Here is an 18,596-nt window from a genome sequence, read left to right as displayed (position 1 = left end):
GTATCGATACGTTTCGCTAAGGCGCTTGCGAGCCGTTATGGACCCGGTTTCCCGCTTTCGCGCGAACCTGAAGCACCTTGCGCCAGAGCGTAGTTTACCTAATGAACTATCATTATGTCACAATCAGCGAAATCGGGGCGTGCGAAGCCGCGAGCACCACGCAATATCGCAGGCACAGCCCGCCCGCCAACGTCGATGCCGCGCTTATCTGCCGCAAGACCGGCACGGGAGCCACGCGCGCGATCAAGTCCGCGAAGACCGGAACGATGAACCCGCATAGCACGAGCCCGCCCCAGAAGATCCCTGCAAGCTGCCCCGAAAACAGCAGTTCGCAAGACCGCTGCGCCGCGCCGCCCGCTAACCACCGCGACGCAAGGAACGCGACCAGCACGACAAGCTCCGCCGCGCGCAGCAAGCGGGCAGCGCCTTTCAGCGCCAAGGACCTTTGCGCCGATCCCGAGAGGATGAAAGCGGAAAGCGAGATAAAGGCGCAGCCGCAGCTTACGGCCGACACGACGAACAGCGCGACCAGAAGCCAGGTGTTCCAGAACTCGACGGCGACCATCGACGACAGCAGCACGCCGGTATAGCCCATCACGCCGATGGCCGCCACAGAGCCGGCGATTTCCAGGAAGCGGAACAGATACGGCATGTCTATCCTTGCGGCGATCATGGCCGATACCGCCAATGAGAGCGCCAAGCCCAGCACGATCAGCCATGCGCCCATCGACACGATGGAGCGCAGCGGATTCTCGAACAGATACCATATATCGAAGGGGTCCCCAAGATCGCAGAACAGCATGAGCGCCGCCAGCGCCAAAAACCCGAAGGCGCCGAACATGCCACATCGCGTGCAAAGCGGCACGCGGCGCGCATCCCAGCCGGGGTTCGCGCGGACATCCATCACCGTGGCGCACAGGAAAGCGCCTCCGGCCGTGCCGGCGAGAAACAAATACCAGATAGCGAAATCGCTGAACACGCGCACCCCTTCCCTTACCACGCCGCAGTATACCCAACCGACGACGCAGCAGGCAAAACCGGGGAACCGCTACGCTACGCTACGTCCCCGAAGCGTCATGAAGGAAGCTTTATCGGGTTTCGTGACTCAGATTGCGAGTTTTCCGAATCGCCGGCGATAGCTGTTGGCTTGATTTCACGAGTTTGTTGCGTTTGGTGCATTTTTCGGCCCGAATATTACACCGCATGCGGCAAAGTCGCACGAACATGGCAAGTCAGCCTCGCGAAAAGTCGGAAAACTCGCAATCTGAGCCACGATTAGCGAAAAACGTTCCTGCAGGATAGCTCCCCGCCTGACACCTCGGGGACGTAGCGTTAACTGTCCGAAACGGGAAACCGCTACCTCGCGTCCTCCCAGGGATGCGAGGCCAGATGCCAGCCGCCGCAATAGGGGCATTCGTAGATCTGCAGGCCGCGTTTGCCCCGACGCTCGCACCAGGCAAGGTTTTCCTGGGCCTCCGCCAGCGTGGCATAGCGGTTCTTCGATTCGCACGCCTTGTATCGCTGCGCGGATTCGCGCTCCTCCGAAAGATGGACATGGCGCGAATCTTCCCGCGCGAACACGTCGTCGAGCGCATCGAAACCGCCCAGCTGCGCGTTGAACTGCGCCTTCTCCTTCGCCCAAGAAGAGCGATTCTTCTTCGAGGCCATAGTCCCCCCCTCAAAACAAAAAGCCCCGGACACTTGGTGCTACGTCCTGAACTGCCCCCCATTTCTGCAGAGGACCCCGTTTCCTGAACATCAAAAGAAGTGAATTAGGCAGCCCGGCCGAGTCTGTACTCGACCGGGCTGCTTCCGGCTTTTTTACGTCGCCTCGGCGGCGTTGGTACTTCCCTTAGCGAACACTGCTTCACACACAGTCTGCTCACCTCACCATATACCAAGCTGCGCCGTTTTTCTCAAACAACTTCCGATACTGCGAAACCGGTCATCGAACGGTTGGCGGCCATGCGCCGCGGCAAGCTATTTCGGACTCATGTTCTTCACCGATGTCGCCAAGTCCGACCCGGTGCTCGCCACGCTGCTGGCCTTCGTCACCTTCGCGGTGAGCTTCCTGGCCCGCCCGTTCGGCAGCCTGCTGCTCGGCGGACAGAACGCGGCCATGGTCGTGAACTTCGGCATCCCGAGCGCACCCAACTTAAGCCCGAGAGCGCGGGCAAGCTTCAAGCAGGCCTGTCCCGCTTTTGCTATTCTGCGGGCTTCACCACCGTAAGCTGCATTTTGAACGGGGTGACGCCGCGCACGCTGTGCGGGCTTCCCGAGGTCATGACGATAGATTGACCTGCGGAAAGCTGATGCGGCACGTCGTTGACGGTGATTTCGCCCGTGCCCTCGAGCACCGTGATGAGCGCGTCGCCCGACGCTGCATGGCTTGACATGCCCTCGTCGGCGTCAATGGCGAACACCGTCATTTTGCAGCCCGGCATCTGCGACAACGTAAGGCTGTTCACGCGTCCCGGTTCGATTTCAACCAGGTCCTTCAAGGCGAAAATGCTTGCGTGATCCACGTTTTTAATGAGTTCTGCCATGGGATTTCCTTTCTTGCTGCGTCATCGTGACATGCCGTTGACCTGCCACGATGCCTGTATTTCTCACTACCTCTATCCTTCCAGTCACCGATGTAAACCGGCTTAAGGATAAGCCAGCTCCAGCAAACGCTTACTCGTGCGCATTCAGCTGCAGCAGCTTGAAGCCTTCGCCGCCCGCGTCTTCCACGGCATGTTCAACATGCGCGGGGACACGCAACGCCTGACCAACCTCAAGCACAATGCGGCTTTCCGGCAGCACAACGCATGCCGCGCCCTCCACCAGGTAATACAGCACATCGCCGAAGTATTCTTCCTCGCTCACGCTTTCGCCCGGTGCAAACGCCAGCAGCGTAAGGTCGAACCCCGCATTGCGCGTAAGCGCCATGCTCGACACCTGACCTGGGCGAATATCGATCATCTGAGCCAGCGACGCTGCGGCATCAGTTGGTAAGCTGCGAAGCGGCATAAAAGCCTCCGTTCGTTCGTGGCCTTAAGAGTTGCGTTGCCTCGATTGCGAATATAAGCGAATTTTGCTTGTCAATGCCATCATGTAGCGAAAATGGCAACTCGGCGCCGTGTAGCGCCGCCTATTGGCAGGCGGCGCTACACGTAGTACAAAAACGATCGCAGGCGCTCTTCGACGCTTTGGTCAAGCGCGCCGTCGAACGCCAAGTGCAAAAGCGGCGCCCGGCAAGGCACGCTCTTCAAGCGCAGCATGATGTCGGCGTTCTCGTACATAGACGCCACCGCCACAACGCCGTCGGCCCTCTGGCCCGCCTGCACTGCCTTCGCGTACCGATACCGCGCGTTCGCGCCTGCAAACTGACCCAGCGCGTCAGTCGCAATCTGGCGAAGCTGCGAATGGTCCGACGCATAGGCGGACATATCACCCAACGCGTCAGCCACTTGCTGCATCATGCCGACAAGCCGCTCAAGCACCGCGTGCCACTGGTCTTGTGGCAGCGTGCGCTGTTCCGCGCCGAACAGCGGGTCGGCCTCAACCGCCGCGCTCACTTCCAGCGGCGCCGTTGCCAGCTGCGGCTGCGCCGCCGCGTGCTCATGCGAACCGTCACAGCCGCCAAGCGCGTGAGCGCATGCTGCTTCGCAACCGACAGCAAGCGCCTGCACGTCCGAAAGCGTGAGCGTCTGATCACGGTCGGATTCAGGCTGAGACGCCGGCACGTCCGGCAGGCCCACCACCCTCGGTGCGCCGGTTTCGCCCAACATGGGCATGAGGCCGCCCACCACTTTGCCGTGCCTTGCCTCGTCGCAGCCGTCTTCCCAGACGAACAGCAAGTATTCGGCGAACGGAGCGCGCATCGCACGGTAGCCTTCGCCCTCCAAGCGGGAGAACAAACCGCCCGTGAGCTCGTCGCCGACAACCAGCGACCACTCGCCCACAAGCGCAAGGGTTTTGCGAGGCGCTACAGGCACATCCTGCCAGCTTTCCCGGGCAGCGCTCGCCGCCGTCAACACGTCTTCCAAGGTCAGATGCGGTTTTGCGAACGTTTCCTGCAGCGCGGGACGCGCAGCAGGCGCGGCCGCCCACACCACATCACCGGCAAGCACATGCACGAACAAGCCCTCCAGATCAGCCACATTGCACGGCAGCAGCTCCACATCGGGTGCCACAACACGCACGTCGCCATGCCCCTTCGCATCCAGTACGCTACGGATAACGCGGTCGAACTGCCCATCGGCTTCGCCGCCCTGCGACGACGGCAGCAACAACTGGCCAACGCGCCAACCACCTTCCGCACTCGCGACTGCAGCCGCAGCGACATCACGTTCGGCATGCGGCCCGTCAACAGCACCAGCACCTTCGCCGTATGCTTGCGCCGGGCCCTCAGAGCGCACGGCCGTACAACCATCGGCAGCAACCTCCCCATCGCCACCTTCGCCCACAGCTGCCAAGCTCACGCCCAGCAAGCTGGCAAACGAGTAGTATTCCTTGCTGGTGCACTCTTTGCGCCCCAGCTCCAGCGTTGTCGGCGTGGGCACCAGCTCGCGCACGGGAATGCCCTGGTCACGCAACCACTGCGCCGCAAGCGGACCATACGGCCCGAACGATGGCAAGCCCGCTAACTCGCCTTCGCGCAGCGGCTCGCACGCCGAGTTCACCACGTGCCGCGACGTAGGCGTGCCGCGCAAATCCGCCGCCTCGTAATGCTCGATAGCGTTCAAAAACGCCTCCACACGCGTTTCCACGCCCACCTTCGAGTAATGCTCGTCCATCTCGATGTGCAGGTACGGCTTGCTCCCCATTTCCTCGGCGAACAGATGGCTGACCATGGTGTCGGGGCCGCAACCGTGGTTGGTCAGGTACACGGCGAACAGGCGCGGGTCGCGGCGAACGAGCTTCGCACCTGAAAGGATATGCTGGCCGAACGGCCACACCACGCCAGGATAATCCGCGGATATGCCCAGGTCATGCGCATGCAGGTGACTTACGGTGATAACTTTCCAGCCTCGATCGAGCAGCATGTCGGGTATACCCATGTTCAGCGCCGGGTCCACGATGCCGTAGTTGCGCGTGATCAGCACGATAACGCGCTCTCCTGGTTTCAGACCGGCCAGCAGCTGATCGCCCAGCTCCTCGGTTTTGCGCGTGAACTCCGTGACGGCGAACCCGCCGGCCAGCATGGCGCGCGCCGTTTCCTGCGGCGTGCGGCCAAGTTGCGCTCCGACCTGCAGCATGACCTCCGCCATGGCACCCTGTCCGAAATCAAGGTTCATCAGGGGATTCAACAGCGTGATGCCGTGGCCTTCATAGTCCAGTTCGGACGCCACGATGGCCGGGATGGACTGCATGTACGTGCACGCGTAGTTGTGCGGCACCGTCGACTTCAGATGGCGAATGGTGTGCACGCTGGGCATGAACACGTAGTCGACGTCCATATCAAGCAGCTGCGCCATGTGACCGTGCACCAGCTTCACGGGGTAGCATGTCTCGCCTTGTGCGCTTGCCTGCGCAAGGCGTACCGTCTCCTCATCGGATGCGTCGGTCAGCACCACGTTGAAGCCGAGCTGCTTGAAGAAAGCGTTAGCCATGGGAAACAGCTTGTGCAACATCAAGCAGCGTGGGATGCCCACCGTTTTCTTCGCCGGGTCGCGCGTGGGGTCGTAGCCTTCGAGGAACATCTCGTCGACTTTATGGAAGAACGCGCGGTTTGCGGCAATTTCGGCCGGGTCGATGCGGCGGGTTTCGTGCGAGACGCCCAAAAGGTCCCAGCCCTTGAAGTTAGAGAGCACATTTTCCCGTCGGCAAACGCACGAGCTCGACACTGCGGCTGCACCATGCGCCACACCAGCACTTTCACCGTTTTGCACCGGTTCTAGCACGCCCTGGGACTCCGCAGCCAGCAGCGCTGCACCCACGGCACCCGAAACGGCGAACCACGGGCTGACCGTAAGGCTCTCGCCCGCATACGCGCGGAAGGCCGCCACGATGGCGGGGTTGTAGGCAACGCCGCCCTGCAGCACGATGCGCTGCCCCACTGGTTTGGCGTTCACCACTTTGTGCAGGTAGTTGCGCACCACCGACAGGCACAGGCCGGCAGCAACCTCGGACTTGGTCGCGCCTTTCGCCAAAGCGGCATTGATAGCGGTTTCCATAAACACCGTGCAACGTTCGCCCAGTTCAACGGGATGTTCCGCCGAAAGCGCCAGCGAACCGTAATCGGGAAGCGCAATGCCCAGGCGCGCCGCTTGCTCTTCCACGAAACTGCCCGTGCCCGCCGCACACACCTTGTTCATTTGGAAATCGGCCACCTGGCCAGCAACCAGGCTGATGTACTTAGAATCCTGCCCGCCGATTTCGAACACGGTGTCCACTTGCGAGTCAGCCGCAGCGGCAGCGCGCGCTTGTGCGGTAATCTCGTCGCGTACGGCATCGGCTCCGATGAGCTTGCCGATCATGGTGCGCCCGCTGCCCGTCACACCCGCGGCCACTACACAGGCGCGATCGCCCACGCGCTGCGCCAACGAGGCAAGCCCGTCGCGCACAGCCTGCTTGGGGTTGCCGCGCGTGCGCAGGTACTGCGCGTCCAGCAGCACGCCGTCAGTGCTGACAAGCACAAGGTTTGTGCTGGTAGATCCCACGTCCACGCCCAGCGCCACTGGCACGGGAGCACCTTGTTCCAGCGCATCCACCACCGCCGAGCGCGGCACCGCGCCACCTTCGCGGGCGGGCGAACCCTGCGGGTTCCACGGGCTAGGAGCCAACGCAAAACCGCAGTTCGGCGTGCAATCAACCTGCGGCAGCTGAGACAGTCGCGGCAGGTCGTCGGCCTGCGCAGCCTGCGTTCCTTCAAGCGCAGAGCGCAAGGCGGCAAGCGACGCAAGCCCCGCGGATGCGCCACTTGCCGCGCCCGCGCCTGCAGCAATGCGTTCGCCATCGCGCCCGCCCGCGCCTTCCGCCGCCGCCAGCGCCGCGCCCACCGCTTGCGCGCACACAAGCTTCTCGTCCGCGAGCAATTCGCCTTCCGCCAGGTCAAACACCTCGCGCACCGCACGAACCACGCCAGCGTTCTCCAGCACGCCGCCAGCCAGCGCCACCGGCTTTTCAACCGGCAGATTACGCACAATAGTGGCCTTGAACGCCTTCACCGTCGCATGGCACAAGCCTTGCAAGATGTCCTCAACAGGCACGCCCTCCTGCTGGCGGTGAATGATGTCGGTTTTGGCGAACACGCTGCAACGGCCTGACAAACGCGGCACACTTTGCGCACGTGCCACCAGATCAGAGTAGCTTTCCAGCGGCAACCCCAAACGCTGCATCTGATCCTCGAAAAAGCTGCCCGTACCCGCCGCGCAGCTTTCGTTCATAGCGAATTCCGGAGCCGCACCATCGGCGATGCCGGTAACGAACACGCCCGACTGTGCACCCATGCCGATGATGCACGCCGCCTGAGGCGCAAGCGCCCGCACGCCTTTGACCAGGGCCGGAACCTCTTCCAGCACACGCAAACCCGGAACCAGCGCACGCAGCATGTCCGCGCCGCTGCCCGTAGCGACCACACCGCTGCACGCCTGAGCGGACAGCGACAGGGATCGGTCGGCGCTCCCGTCCGCCAGCTCGGCCAGCATCGCGCGCAAACACGGCAACGGCGAGCCTTTGTGCGCACGCCGAATCACGCGCAGCACGGTGCCACCCGCGTCAACCGCCGCCACTTTCACCGACGAGGCACCGATATCGATTCCCATGTAATACACGCTCTGCTCCTTCAAGCTACTCTCGTCTATCTCGCGCGCAAAACCTACGCGCCGGCCTTGTATGCCTCGAACTCGCCCAAAAACTCGTCGCGATCAAGGCTGCGTACCTGGCACACGTCCTCGAACGTGACCAAGTCGACGATGGGGTTGTCCAGCGAGAAGGGGAAACCCTTCGACTGCAGGAAAGCTTCGAGTTTCGGCTCGTCCGCGCACAGCTGGCGCATGGTCTTGGTTGTATCCATATGCAAATCCTTTCAGAGGGTCGATAACGTTTCTGGGCGGCTCGGAACATGATCGGCCTCGCGAAACTGCCGCCCCATCAGGTCTGCGCCCGCAAGTGCCCCGCGATGCCGGCGCGCCGTCGGCTCGCCCGCCGCGGACGGCTTACCTAGCTTTCGTCACACCGCCGCCTGCGGCCACGCAAACCCCGCCGCAGCGTCCGCACCACCGTCTTGCACGTCGGCCAGGTTCACGCGCTCAGCACCCAGCAGGCGCGCGTCATCCTCGCCGTGTGTGGCGACCAGCAGCGTGCGCCCGGCGCGATGGCGCAGCACGAACGCGATGGCCTTTTCCTTTGTGGCCTGGTCAAGACCGGTAAACGGCTCATCAAGCACAATGAGGTCGCTCGGGAACGCAACGGCACGCGCTAGCGACACACGCCGGCGCATGCCACCGGAAAGCTCCATGGCTGGCTGCCCCAGGCAATCCGTCGGCAAGATCTCTGCCAGCAGCGCGGCGACGTCGGCCCGCCGCGTCTCGGCTGGCAGCACCAGCGCCACGTTCTCCACCGGCGTCAAGGTTTCGCACAAGCGGTCTTCTTGGAACATCATGCTGATGCGACCAGGGGAAATGCCGCGAATCTCTCCGGAGTCGGCGTGTTCGAGGCCCAACAGCACCCGGAACAGCGTGGTCTTGCCGCTGCCCGACGGCGCCATCAGGCAGCGCACGCCGCCGCCCGGCAACGTGAACGTCACGCGCCGCAACACCTCGTTGGCACCGTACGCCTTGTACACGTGGCGAAACTCCACGTCCGACAACGCGCCGCCAGAGGCAAGCGAGTCGGCCGCGCCGAATAGCGCCGCACCCGCGAACGCGCCTTCACCCACGGCCACGCCAGAGCCCGCCGCCCTCTTCTTCCCGAATAGCCCCACGTCACTCGCCTCGTTTCCCGATGAATCCGCCAAGCGGACGGTTCGCGCGCTTCAACAGCGCCATGAACGCCTTCTCGAACAGCACCGATGCCACCATCACCACCACGGTCCACGCCAGCAAATCGGGCGTGTCCAAAAACGTGCGCGCCGTGGCCATCTCTTTGCCGATAGAGGGTTTCGGCGTGGCCAGAACCTCGGCCATGATGCCGCTTTTCCACGTCATGCCCAGCGAAATCTTGGTGCTGGACAGTAGAAACGGCATGAACGCCGGGCGATACACGTACAGAAACGTGCGCCACTTCGACAGCCCGTATACGCGCGCCATCTCCAGCATCTGCTTGTCCACGCTTTCGAAGCCGGTGACCATGTTCGTGTAGATGAGCGGCAACACGATGAAGAACGCCAGGAACACGGTGAGCGCCTGGTTGCCTACCCAGATGAGCAGCAAGATGATGAACGACGCCACGGGGATGGTGCGTAGCAGGCTGATGATGGGGTCGATGAAGTCGCGAAACAGACGCACGCGGCACGCCACCAGCGCCAGCAGGAAGCCCACCGCAAACGACAGTAAAAAGCCCAGCGCGATGCGCCCGAAGCTAGCGCCGACGATCATCCAGAAGTTCGGCATGACCACCTGGTCGGCCAGCGCCTGAGCCGTGCGGATAGGCCCGGCAAGCACAAGGCGGTTGTCGACCACGTGGTCCAGCAGCTCCCATACCACCAGCCAAAACGCAATGATGATCGCCTTGCGGGCGAACTGCTTGCGCGCGCTGGTCTTGCTGGCGGCGGCGCGACGCTCGGCTGCAGCACGTTCGGCGTCCAAAATACGCTGCGCCTCGTCCTCGGCCATGAGCCCTTGCGCCGACATCACGCGCACCACCTGGCTTTTCGCCACGCCCATGCTGGTGAGCATGCTCATGATCTCCTCACAGGTGACGCCTTTAGCGGTGGCCGTCTGCATCATGAAGCCCATCTGCGCGTCGGCCATGCCGTTTTGCCGCACCATTTGCGCCATCATGGCAACCTTTTCTTCAGGCATGCCCACCTTCGCGGCAATGGCGGCGAACTGCATACGAGGCAGCTCGTCGGGCGCATCGGTGGCGACGGCGCCACGCGCGCCCATACCGCCCACCAGGCCTTTCAACTTTTCGAACATGGTTCCCTTTTCCGCTACTTGCCGCCAAGCGCTTCAACGGCGGCCTGCGCGTCGGCCGCGCTAGCGGTCACGCCGCCGTTGCCGGTGCCGGCGCTGCTTTCATGCTTCGTGGCCTGCTCCAAGCCCGCCTGCAGGAAGCGCTCGTCCAGCTGACCTTCAGGCGGCAGGTAATAAAAGTCCTCACCGGGCATCTTGCCGCCGATAGAATCGGGATTCGCCAGATACAACTCGTGCAAAAAGCCCGACAGCGCCGTGCGCATATCCTCGCCCGTCAGGTTCACCATGGAAATGTAGGGCATGGCGTCAAGCGCCACGGAGTTGTTCAAGAACGTGCCCAGCTCCTCTTGCAGCGCGGCGGCGTCGCCCATGTTCTCAAGCGTCCAGCTCACGGACTGGCCCGCCATGTTCAGATACTCGACGACGGCCTGCTCATGCTCTTCCAGGAACTGTTTGTTCACAATGGTTGTGGTGGTGACGGCCTGACTGCCCGTGTCGGCGAAGGCGCGGTCCCACTCAACCGTCAGGTCGATGGGAATATACAGCGGGTTGACCAGGATCTTCGCCAGCGAAACGAACGGCTGGGGCAAAATAGCCACGCAGTTTTCCTGCTGCTGCATCATGTTGAGCACCTCAAGCGGGCTGGATTTGAACTCCAGGTTGAACGTGCCCTCGAGGCCGTTTTTCGCCAACAGCGCCTCAATGGTGTACTCCGGCGTGCCACCCTCGCCGTAGCTGTATACGGTGCGGCAGCGCAGGTCGTCGAGCGTGGACACCGATTCGTCGTTGGTCATGACGTACAACACGCCCAGGTTGTTCACGCTGATGACCTCGTAGCGGTTTTTCAGCTCGGCGTTGTTGTACAAGATGGGTCCGATGTTACTGGGAAGCGTGCAAATGTCGTAGTCGCCCTTATTGAACAGGGCAGACAGGCCCACGTAGTCCACGCCGTTGGGCTCGAACGTGAAGTTGTTGAACGTCTTGCCCGCTTGAGCAGCCACGATGAACTGCGACAAGCCCATAGACGGCGGTCCCATGATAAGCCCCACGCGCACGTCGCACGCATCGGCGCTGCCCATAAGCTCGCGCGCTTCGATGTACGTGGAGAACGTAACGCCATCGTTTGCATCGCTGCCGCCCGCAGCTACGCCGCCCTTCGCGCCTTCGCCCGACGAGCATCCGCCCAGTCCCAACGCCGAAAGCGCCGCCACGCCCGCAAGCGCCGTGAAGCTGCGCCGCGTCATCAAGAAGTTAGCCATATATGTCCGCCTTTCACACGGAAAGGCTTTGACGGAAGCAACACGTAGTAAGCCAGCCAATGTATGCGCCCGGATTAATTACCGCTAATCATAATGCCCTGTCAAAGCCGCTTTTATACACGGCTAACAAGTTTAGTTAAACGAGGCGAATTTGTCAGTGACCTATGTTACCTATAGACAACTTCACGAAAAGTTTGCAAAGGGAAATTCAGGCTAAGATGCAGCCTACAGTCCCGATTCAACACCAGCGATGATTTGTTGCTCCAAAGCTATTATCCAGCAAGCAAGGCTTCGGCAAGTGGCGGAAGGGCGAAAAACGCAAAGAGGCCCGCAGCAGCATTCCCTTAGCCACAGGTCTCAGTGTTAGTGAGTCAAAACCTTCCAGAGCCATTGACTCATCGTGCTCGCTCCCCTAAACGCGAAAGCGCCCCGCGGGCTCTTTCGAACCTGCGAGGCGCGTCGGCAACTGGGACAGCGCACCCCGTGCGCTGTCCCAGTTGCTCGCCCGCCGCCGGTGGCGGCGGGCTTGCTAGCCGCTGCTTAGCAGCAGCCGTTACTTGCTTGCGGCGTCACTTGCCGCATCGCCGGCAGCCGCAGCTGCGCGCTTCTTGCGGCGGTAGGCGTACGCGCCGCCTGCCGCGCCAGCAACAGCCAACACGGCGATGCAACCCAGCGCGATCGCGACCGCGGGATTGGACGAGGCCGCGTCGGCCAGGTCCTCGACCGCGCCGGCCACGCCGGACTTCGCGGACCCGGACGACTTGCCGTCGGCGGTCTTGCCGCTCTTGGCAGCGTCACCGCTCTTGGCCGCACCGTCCTCGGCCGCCGCCAGCGCAGCAGCCGCAGCGTCGCCAGAAGCAGCCACGCCGTTCTCGCCATTCAAAATGGCCTGCGCCGCGGCCGGCAGCTCGCCGCCGCCGCTTGCGGGCAGCGAACCTGCCACCAGGTCGACCTCCCAGTTCGTGGTCCACGTGTGATCCCACACGCCGTTGAAGATGCCGGCGGCGATGGTCCGAGCCAGCCAGCCTATGGTCACGCTGGAAGTGCACGTGCCGGCGAACTGCGTCTGATCGGCCGTGGGCGTGCCCAGGTCAATGGTCACCGTGGAACCGTCGTAGCTCACACCGCTGCCCCACACGTTGTTGACGGTCATCACCTTGTCCTGGATAACCACCGGGGCGCTCACCCACGCATGGCCGGAAGCGTCCACCGTCATGGTGGCGCTGTTGCTCACCGGCGTCGAGGGCGGGAAGCCGCCGTTGGTCAGGTGCGGGTTCAACGGCAGGCCCGTGGTGGCCTTGTCGAACCACAGGTTAGCCGAAACCGTGTACGTACCAGCAGCGAAGTGACCGCTCGTCGTGGTGCCCACCGTGGTGGAGCCGCCCGGCGTGGGGCTGGGGCTCGGCGAAGGCGTCGGCGTCGGGTCCGGCGTGGGCGCAGGATCGGGCGTGGGCTCCGGGTCCGGATCGGGCACCGGGTCAACGCCATCGGGCAGCGCCGAAGCCGGCAAGCTGGAGTAGTTCACCGTCAGCTGCAGCGCCACCGCGCCGGTAGGCGCAATATCCATATCCAACGGCACCGCATACAGCTTGCTGCCTGTGAAGGCATAGGACTTCACGCCCGTTACCATGTCGTCAGTCAGCGGCACCGACACGTGGCTGATGCGCGTATCGTACTTGCCGTAGCTCCACACCAATGCGTCGGCCGGAGCCTTGCGCGTCACGTCAACCTTCGGCAGCTCGGCACACGTGCCCAGCTCCTGCGTGGTGAACACGGGGTTCAGCACGTCAAGCTCAAGCGTCTTGGAGCCATCGGCCGCAACCACCAACGTGGCGTTCTTCGTCAGCGGGGTGGTAGGCGTGGTGCTCGCCACGCCCACCGGGTTGTTGCCGTCCAAAACAGGCTCATTGCCTGCCTTGTCGGCGAACGGGTTGTTCGGGTTGTTGGCGTACACCGTAGCGCCCGGGATAACCGGGTTGTAATCGCCCGGCATGCTCAGGTTCGCGGTGATGGCGTACGTGCCCGGCTTCAGCGTGCCCGTGGACGCAGCCTCAACCGTAAGCTTGCCGCCCACGTACACGAAGTTGTAGTTGTCCGCCTTGCCGCCAGCAGGCGTCAAGTCGTAGGTTTTGCCAGCCTCAAGCGTTGCAGGTGCGGAAACCGTCGGGGCTTCATAGCCCGCAGCGGAAACAGCCGTCTCGCCGCCAACGAAGCCCGTAACCTCCACGCCCAGCTGCGGCGCAGTGCCAACCGATACCGTTTCTCCCACATACGTGGCCGTCAAAGTCGCCTTGGCAATGGACCAGGGAATCTCCACCGGGTCGGTGGAGCCGTCGTCCCACACAAAGCCCGCCTTCAGCGTGGCAACCGCCGTGTAGGAACCAGCATTGGTAGCCGCGGCGCCGGAAAGCGTGAAGCCCTTCTCGGCCTCCGCATTCGCTACCGCAACGCCCGCCTGCTCGGCACCCGTGTACTCTAAGCCGGAAGCCGCAACAGGCTTCTCAACCTTCACGCGCTCGTCCTTGGTGCCCGGCTTCATGGAAGCGCGGAACGCGTCAGCCGCAGCCCGCAAGGCATCAGCAGCATCGGCCACCATTTGATTGGACACCAAGTTGGCATCGATCACCGCAGAAGCCTGAGCAATAGCGTCCTTGAACGCCGCCATAGCTTCCTCAGTCACCCACGTGCCCTCGGTCGATACATCGGAGCCGTCTGCGGAAACAGCCACGCCAGCAGCAAGCTGCTCGGCATCGGTCACCGCAGAAGTCAACGCCGAACGATCAACCACGGCATCAGCCTTGGCCGACGAGTAATCGATGTCCAGAATCAGCGCATCCTTGCTGACATCAGGAGCAATGTCGGTGTTAATGGGCACCGCGTACAGCTTGCTGCCTTTGAACACGAACTGCTGCTGGCCGGAATCGGCACCCTCGGGCAGTTGCACCGTTATGCTACCAACACGCGTGTCGTACTTACCGTAATCCCACACGCTCTTGTCAACAGGCGAAACGCGGTCAACTGTCACATTGGGAAGCTGGTCGCACGTACCAAGCTCTTGCAACGTGAACACCGGGTTTGGAAGTTTCAGCGTCAGCGTCTTGGTGCCGTCGGGAGCAACCGTAATAGTAGCGTTGTTCGCAACCGGCGTAGTCGGAGCCGAAGCCTCAACACCAACCGGATCATTGCCGTCCAAAACGGGACTATTACCCGCCTTGTCCGCAAACGGGTTATTCGGGTTGTTCACATACACCGTTACGTTTGCAAGCACCGGGTTGTACTCACCCGGCATGCTCAAGTTAGCCGTAACCGTGTACGCGGTGCCGGCGTCTTTCAGGCCTGCTTTTTGCGCGGCTTTGAACGCCGTCACGGCAGCGGCCAGGGCTGCTGCCTGGTCCTCTACCGCTGTTTTGCTAACTGCCTTCGTGCTGCTGGCAAGCGCCTGAGCATCGGCAATGGCAGAAGCAAGCGCATCGTGGTCAGCTTGGGAAACCCACTGGGCGTTGGACGAAACATCCTTGCCATCAGCGGAAACCGTGGTGCCGTCAAGCAGAGCCTGCGCCTCGGCGATAGGCTGGGTCAGCGTGCTAACGTCGCCAGCCTCCACGATCTTCCACGTTATCTTCTTGTCGGAAGTTGCCTCATCACCCTCGCAACCAGCCCATCTCAAATTCGGATGTTGCAGTGAAACCGTGCACGTATACGTTCCGGCATCGGTAGCTCGCGACACGCCATCGATAACATCATAGTAAGTAATGTCAATGCGAGAGCCCTTGCGCACACCTGTCTGCTGCTTGCCCGTATAGACCAAATCATTCACCGTAGGAACATCGATATCCGTCCATTTCAGATAGCGCATGTTTTCGTTCACGGTATAAAAATCGCCAAAGCCGGACAGCACGCAATTTTGAATGACGCCATGCAGGCGTTTTCCATCCGAGCTTACGTCATCCGCAACCATGGAGAACGAACCTGTTTGCGGGCTCCTCAAATATGCCACGCTCTCGATGTCATCCGGTCCGTTGAAAACAGCCACATCGTTAGCGCCCGTAAACGAAGTCGGATAATCGCTAGCATTCCACCACCAGGTAGAGGGCGTAGACAAATGGTTAATCGTTATTACCGTATTTTCGGAGTCATTTGAAACAGCCGTGTTGCCTTGCGAGTCCTTCAGCTGAAGCGAAAAGCCCTCGAAGTCGACTGTTTTATAGCACTCCTTCTTCATGATTTCCAAGAAGGCATCGTACTGAGCATCACCAGCGGAGTATTTGGTCACTTCAATGTGCGACCCTTCATCCTTCAAAAACGGCGACACGGAAGCTTCGCGAGACTTAATGGAAACCTTTAGCCCCGTTGCCGGGTCCTCGTAATTCCGAGTAATCCATTCTCTTGCCGCAACGCCGTCTTCATCGGCAATAACGAATCGATAGAGGCCCATACTGGTAGAGCCCATATCAATAGCAACGCTGTTGCCATCGGAGGTAGCGATAGGCATATTTACAACGTTGTTGCTAACCCAGCTAAGTTCGCCACCATAGCTTTCCGATATAAAGAACAGGGCTGGCTTTACGATCTTGGAAGGCAGCGTTAAATGCGATTGCTTGAGTTTCCAGGACTCGTAGCTGATTTTCTGGCCATCCGGTCCATAGATGCCAAAGGAATACACACCAAAATCGGGAACCTGCTCATATTCCTTATCAAGGTGAGATTCGGCAAACGAATGCTCGTCGCTATCCTCGGCTGCTTTCGACGCCTTTAACGTCACGCCATCTTGAGTAATCGCTTTGCCAAATGCCGAATGCGTCGTCACGATATCAAGCGTAGCACCCGTTTCGGAATCGGAAATCGTTGCATGATATTCGCGTTCGCCCATCGTGGACTTGTCAACAAGCACATAGGTGCCAAACGAAGGAATGGAAGCCGTCAAAGCCGAACCGTTTGAATTGCTATCCAATTTGCTAAGCTTTTCACCATTCCAAACGTAAAGTTCAGACTGTTCGAAAGCGTTTGAGATGTTCAGTGAAAGCGTATCATCGGACGCAACCGGCAATGCATCGCCGTCAGCATCAATCACCGAAACGGCGTATGCGCGAAACACGGGGTCGCACGAAAGCTGGGAATCAAATGCATCGCGAATAGCTTTCGCAGCAGCATCGCTTTCCCCATATTCGGTAAACGTTGCACGAGCAGAATCAAACTTATCAACAACTTCCGCTCTACTGGACGCAACGGTAACCGCAACGTCGGCAACGGATTCGTCAGCAAACGTCTTGCTTTCTTGTCCCACTTCTGCACCATTAGCAAGAACGATAAACGACGTCGGATAATCTGCATACGAATCGTTTTCAATCACGCCGTTGTGCAAAGCGACATAACGGGCATATGCTTCGGACTTTGTCATTGAAGACGGAAGCACATCAATCGAAACCGCATCATCGGAAATGGCCGTTCCCAAAGGAACCGCACTCACGTTCTTTCCAGATATGCTAATCAAAAACGCCTTCGTATCCGCAGTAACGCCATCGTTGCTCGCGCGCGGCACGGAAATAGAGTCTTTGCTTTCGTCCTGGACCCAAGCATCCTGGACTTGCTGCTCTTCAATCGAGATCGGAGAGCAATAGAAACCACTGAGTACCGCCGCGTCGGTAAAGGTACCAGTCAGCTTTTTAATTGCAGCAAGAGCGTTGTTGAGCGTTGCGGCATCAGAAACTTTGCTGCCGCCAACTTTTACGAACCTGGTTGCCATAGCGGCATAAGGACCACCGTCCGTGGAGTCATATTTGGATTGAGCATCGGTAAGCGACTCGGTCCAGCTAATGCCAAGTTCGGCATTAGCCACGGTCTTCGAAGTCCACTTGCTTGCTTTGGTCTTGTCGATTACGGCAAACGAACCCGAAGATGGCATGCCGACCAACGAGAAGAACCCGTTATCCGCAGCCGTATTACTCACCAACTGGTCATAGCTGCCTTCATTTACTTTATAGACATCGCAAATTCCCGAATTAGACGTTGGCAACGCAACGGATACTTCCGTATTACCGTCAAGCGCAATCTCGGCACCAGTCTTGTCAATGATTTTGTACGTGAAGTACTCCAGGGACACTTCGCCCGTATGCATGGCTTCGAAATCGGACAGCGCATTCTCATACGTTTCGCCATCAGAACGCTTTTCAACAACAAGCTGCGCACCAGATTGCAGCTTCTGAGCAACGTCTTTTTCAGAAGTGGAAACCGTTGCTTTCAACCCGGTACCAACATCCGTAAGCGTCTTCGTAACAGCCTGAGATCCATCGGAAGGAGCAACGTATTTACGCACCGCGCTGGAGAAGTCAACGGACAGTCGCACCTCCATGTTCATGTAGTTGCCCAGAATGGTCGGGAACTCTTGATAGCCGGTAAAGGAATAATCACCGCTATCGTTGAGCAGCTTGACATCCAGCGAGCCGATTCGACCATACACCTGAGATTGCGTTTTCTTGTCCGTGCCAAACAGGTGGTCTTCCTTGATTCGAGGTGCGCTCACTATTTCGGTTTCGCCAGGAGCGCCGCTAATCTGTTGCAAGGTGAAAACATCTGCCGGCTCATTGCTAAGCTCGATATGAACGGTTTTCGTCCCGTCCTCAGCGATAGTTAGCGTTGCGCTGCGGGAAACGGGTACGGTCGGAGGCATAGTCGGGCACTGCATATATACCTGCACGCCAGGAAGAACCTGATTGGCATATGAAGGAATATAAAGATTTGCAGTAACAGAATACACACCCGCCTTGGCCTGGGACTTCTCGGTCAGCGAGGTGGTGTCCACCAGCACCAGGGCCCGCCCCGGCTCCGGCGACACCTGCGCCAGCTTCGCGCCGCCGAGCGCGCCGGTGGGCTCCTCGCCCACGGTCACCGCGAGCTCGGTCAGCGACGAGCCGTCCCAGCTGAAGGCGCGCACCTTCGAGGGGTCCACCTTGGGGTCGGCGTTCTCACCGCCCAGCCACCACGCCGTCAGCTCGGCGTCGGCGGGCATCTGCTTGCCGCCGGGCAGCTCGAAGGTGCCCACCGACACGTTGGACCCGTCCACGCCGTCGTAGAGCGCGGCCACCGCGTCGCGGGCGGCCTGCGCGTCGGCGGGCGCGGCGAAGTCGAAGAACTCGCCGTACGAGCCGGCGGCCAGGTCGAGCGGGGACGGCATGTCCGCGTCGGCGGTGTTGACGCCGAGCATCCAGACGAACCCGCCGTTGGGCGTGTGGAGCTTCGACAGGTCGTTGAGGTAGTTGTAGTCGCGGGCCTGGGA

The 18,596-nt window shown here is 60.7% G+C and carries 11 protein-coding genes; 1 reads left to right on the top strand and 10 read right to left on the bottom strand.

Annotated elements, in window-relative coordinates; all coding sequences use genetic code 11:
- Window positions 1-112 precede the first annotated feature (112 nt).
- Together nrfD and Q0D52_RS07795 are read right to left on the bottom strand one after the other, a co-directional pair.
- Entirely contained in the window at window positions 113-979 is an 867-nt protein-coding gene (gene nrfD / locus Q0D52_RS07800; RefSeq protein WP_294381665.1) for an NrfD/PsrC family molybdoenzyme membrane anchor subunit, read from the bottom strand.
- Between the two features lie 377 nt (window positions 980-1,356).
- A complete protein-coding gene (locus Q0D52_RS07795; RefSeq protein WP_294381662.1) occupies window positions 1,357-1,668 on the bottom strand; it encodes a hypothetical protein in 312 nt (103 codons plus the stop codon).
- A 325-nt stretch (window positions 1,669-1,993) separates the two neighbouring features.
- Between Q0D52_RS07795 and Q0D52_RS07790 the strand changes: the two genes are divergently transcribed.
- Complete coding sequence (locus Q0D52_RS07790; RefSeq protein WP_294381660.1) at window positions 1,994-2,230, top strand: hypothetical protein; 237 nt, start codon at window positions 1,994-1,996, stop codon at window positions 2,228-2,230.
- Here Q0D52_RS07790 and Q0D52_RS07785 read toward each other — a convergent pair.
- From Q0D52_RS07785 to Q0D52_RS07750, 8 genes are all read right to left on the bottom strand, one after another.
- The gene (locus Q0D52_RS07785; protein WP_294381657.1) at window positions 2,205-2,546 is read right to left on the bottom strand and encodes a cupin domain-containing protein; all 342 of its coding nucleotides are present in this window, start codon (window positions 2,544-2,546) and stop codon (window positions 2,205-2,207) included. The two genes, Q0D52_RS07790 and Q0D52_RS07785, sit on opposite strands and share 26 nt — an antisense overlap.
- Window positions 2,547-2,676: 130 nt before the next feature.
- Window positions 2,677-3,012, bottom strand: a complete 336-nt coding sequence (locus Q0D52_RS07780) for a cupin domain-containing protein (RefSeq protein WP_294381654.1) — start codon at window positions 3,010-3,012, stop codon at window positions 2,677-2,679.
- 137 nt (window positions 3,013-3,149) lie between these two features.
- Window positions 3,150-7,751 carry an acyl-CoA dehydratase activase gene (locus Q0D52_RS07775; RefSeq protein ID WP_294381729.1) on the bottom strand — a complete coding sequence of 1,534 codons (4,602 nt, stop codon included), beginning with the start codon at window positions 7,749-7,751 and terminating at the stop codon, window positions 3,150-3,152.
- 53 nt (window positions 7,752-7,804) lie between these two features.
- Window positions 7,805-8,002 (bottom strand): hypothetical protein, encoded by a 198-nt coding sequence (locus tag Q0D52_RS07770; RefSeq protein ID WP_042436513.1) that lies wholly within the window; start codon window positions 8,000-8,002, stop codon window positions 7,805-7,807.
- Window positions 8,003-8,158: 156 nt separating this feature from the next.
- On the bottom strand, window positions 8,159-8,911 hold the full coding sequence (locus Q0D52_RS07765) for an ATP-binding cassette domain-containing protein (protein WP_294381652.1): 753 nt from the start codon (window positions 8,909-8,911) through the stop codon (window positions 8,159-8,161).
- Between the two features lies 1 nt (window position 8,912).
- Complete coding sequence (locus tag Q0D52_RS07760) at window positions 8,913-10,067, bottom strand: ABC transporter permease (protein ID WP_114620926.1); 1,155 nt, start codon at window positions 10,065-10,067, stop codon at window positions 8,913-8,915.
- 14 nt (window positions 10,068-10,081) lie between these two features.
- Complete coding sequence (locus Q0D52_RS07755; RefSeq protein WP_294381648.1) at window positions 10,082-11,323, bottom strand: hypothetical protein; 1,242 nt, start codon at window positions 11,321-11,323, stop codon at window positions 10,082-10,084.
- Window positions 11,324-11,876: 553 nt separating this feature from the next.
- Window positions 11,877-18,596: MBG domain-containing protein (locus Q0D52_RS07750; protein ID WP_294381645.1), on the bottom strand; the 6,720-nt coding region annotated here is incomplete at its 5' end.

It is taken from the genome of uncultured Senegalimassilia sp. (assembly GCF_934630535.1).
Taxonomy (GTDB): Bacteria; Actinomycetota; Coriobacteriia; order Coriobacteriales; family Eggerthellaceae; genus Senegalimassilia.
The sequence above is the reverse complement of the archived record's forward strand: the minus strand, read 5'-3'. Positions and strand labels throughout refer to the sequence as shown.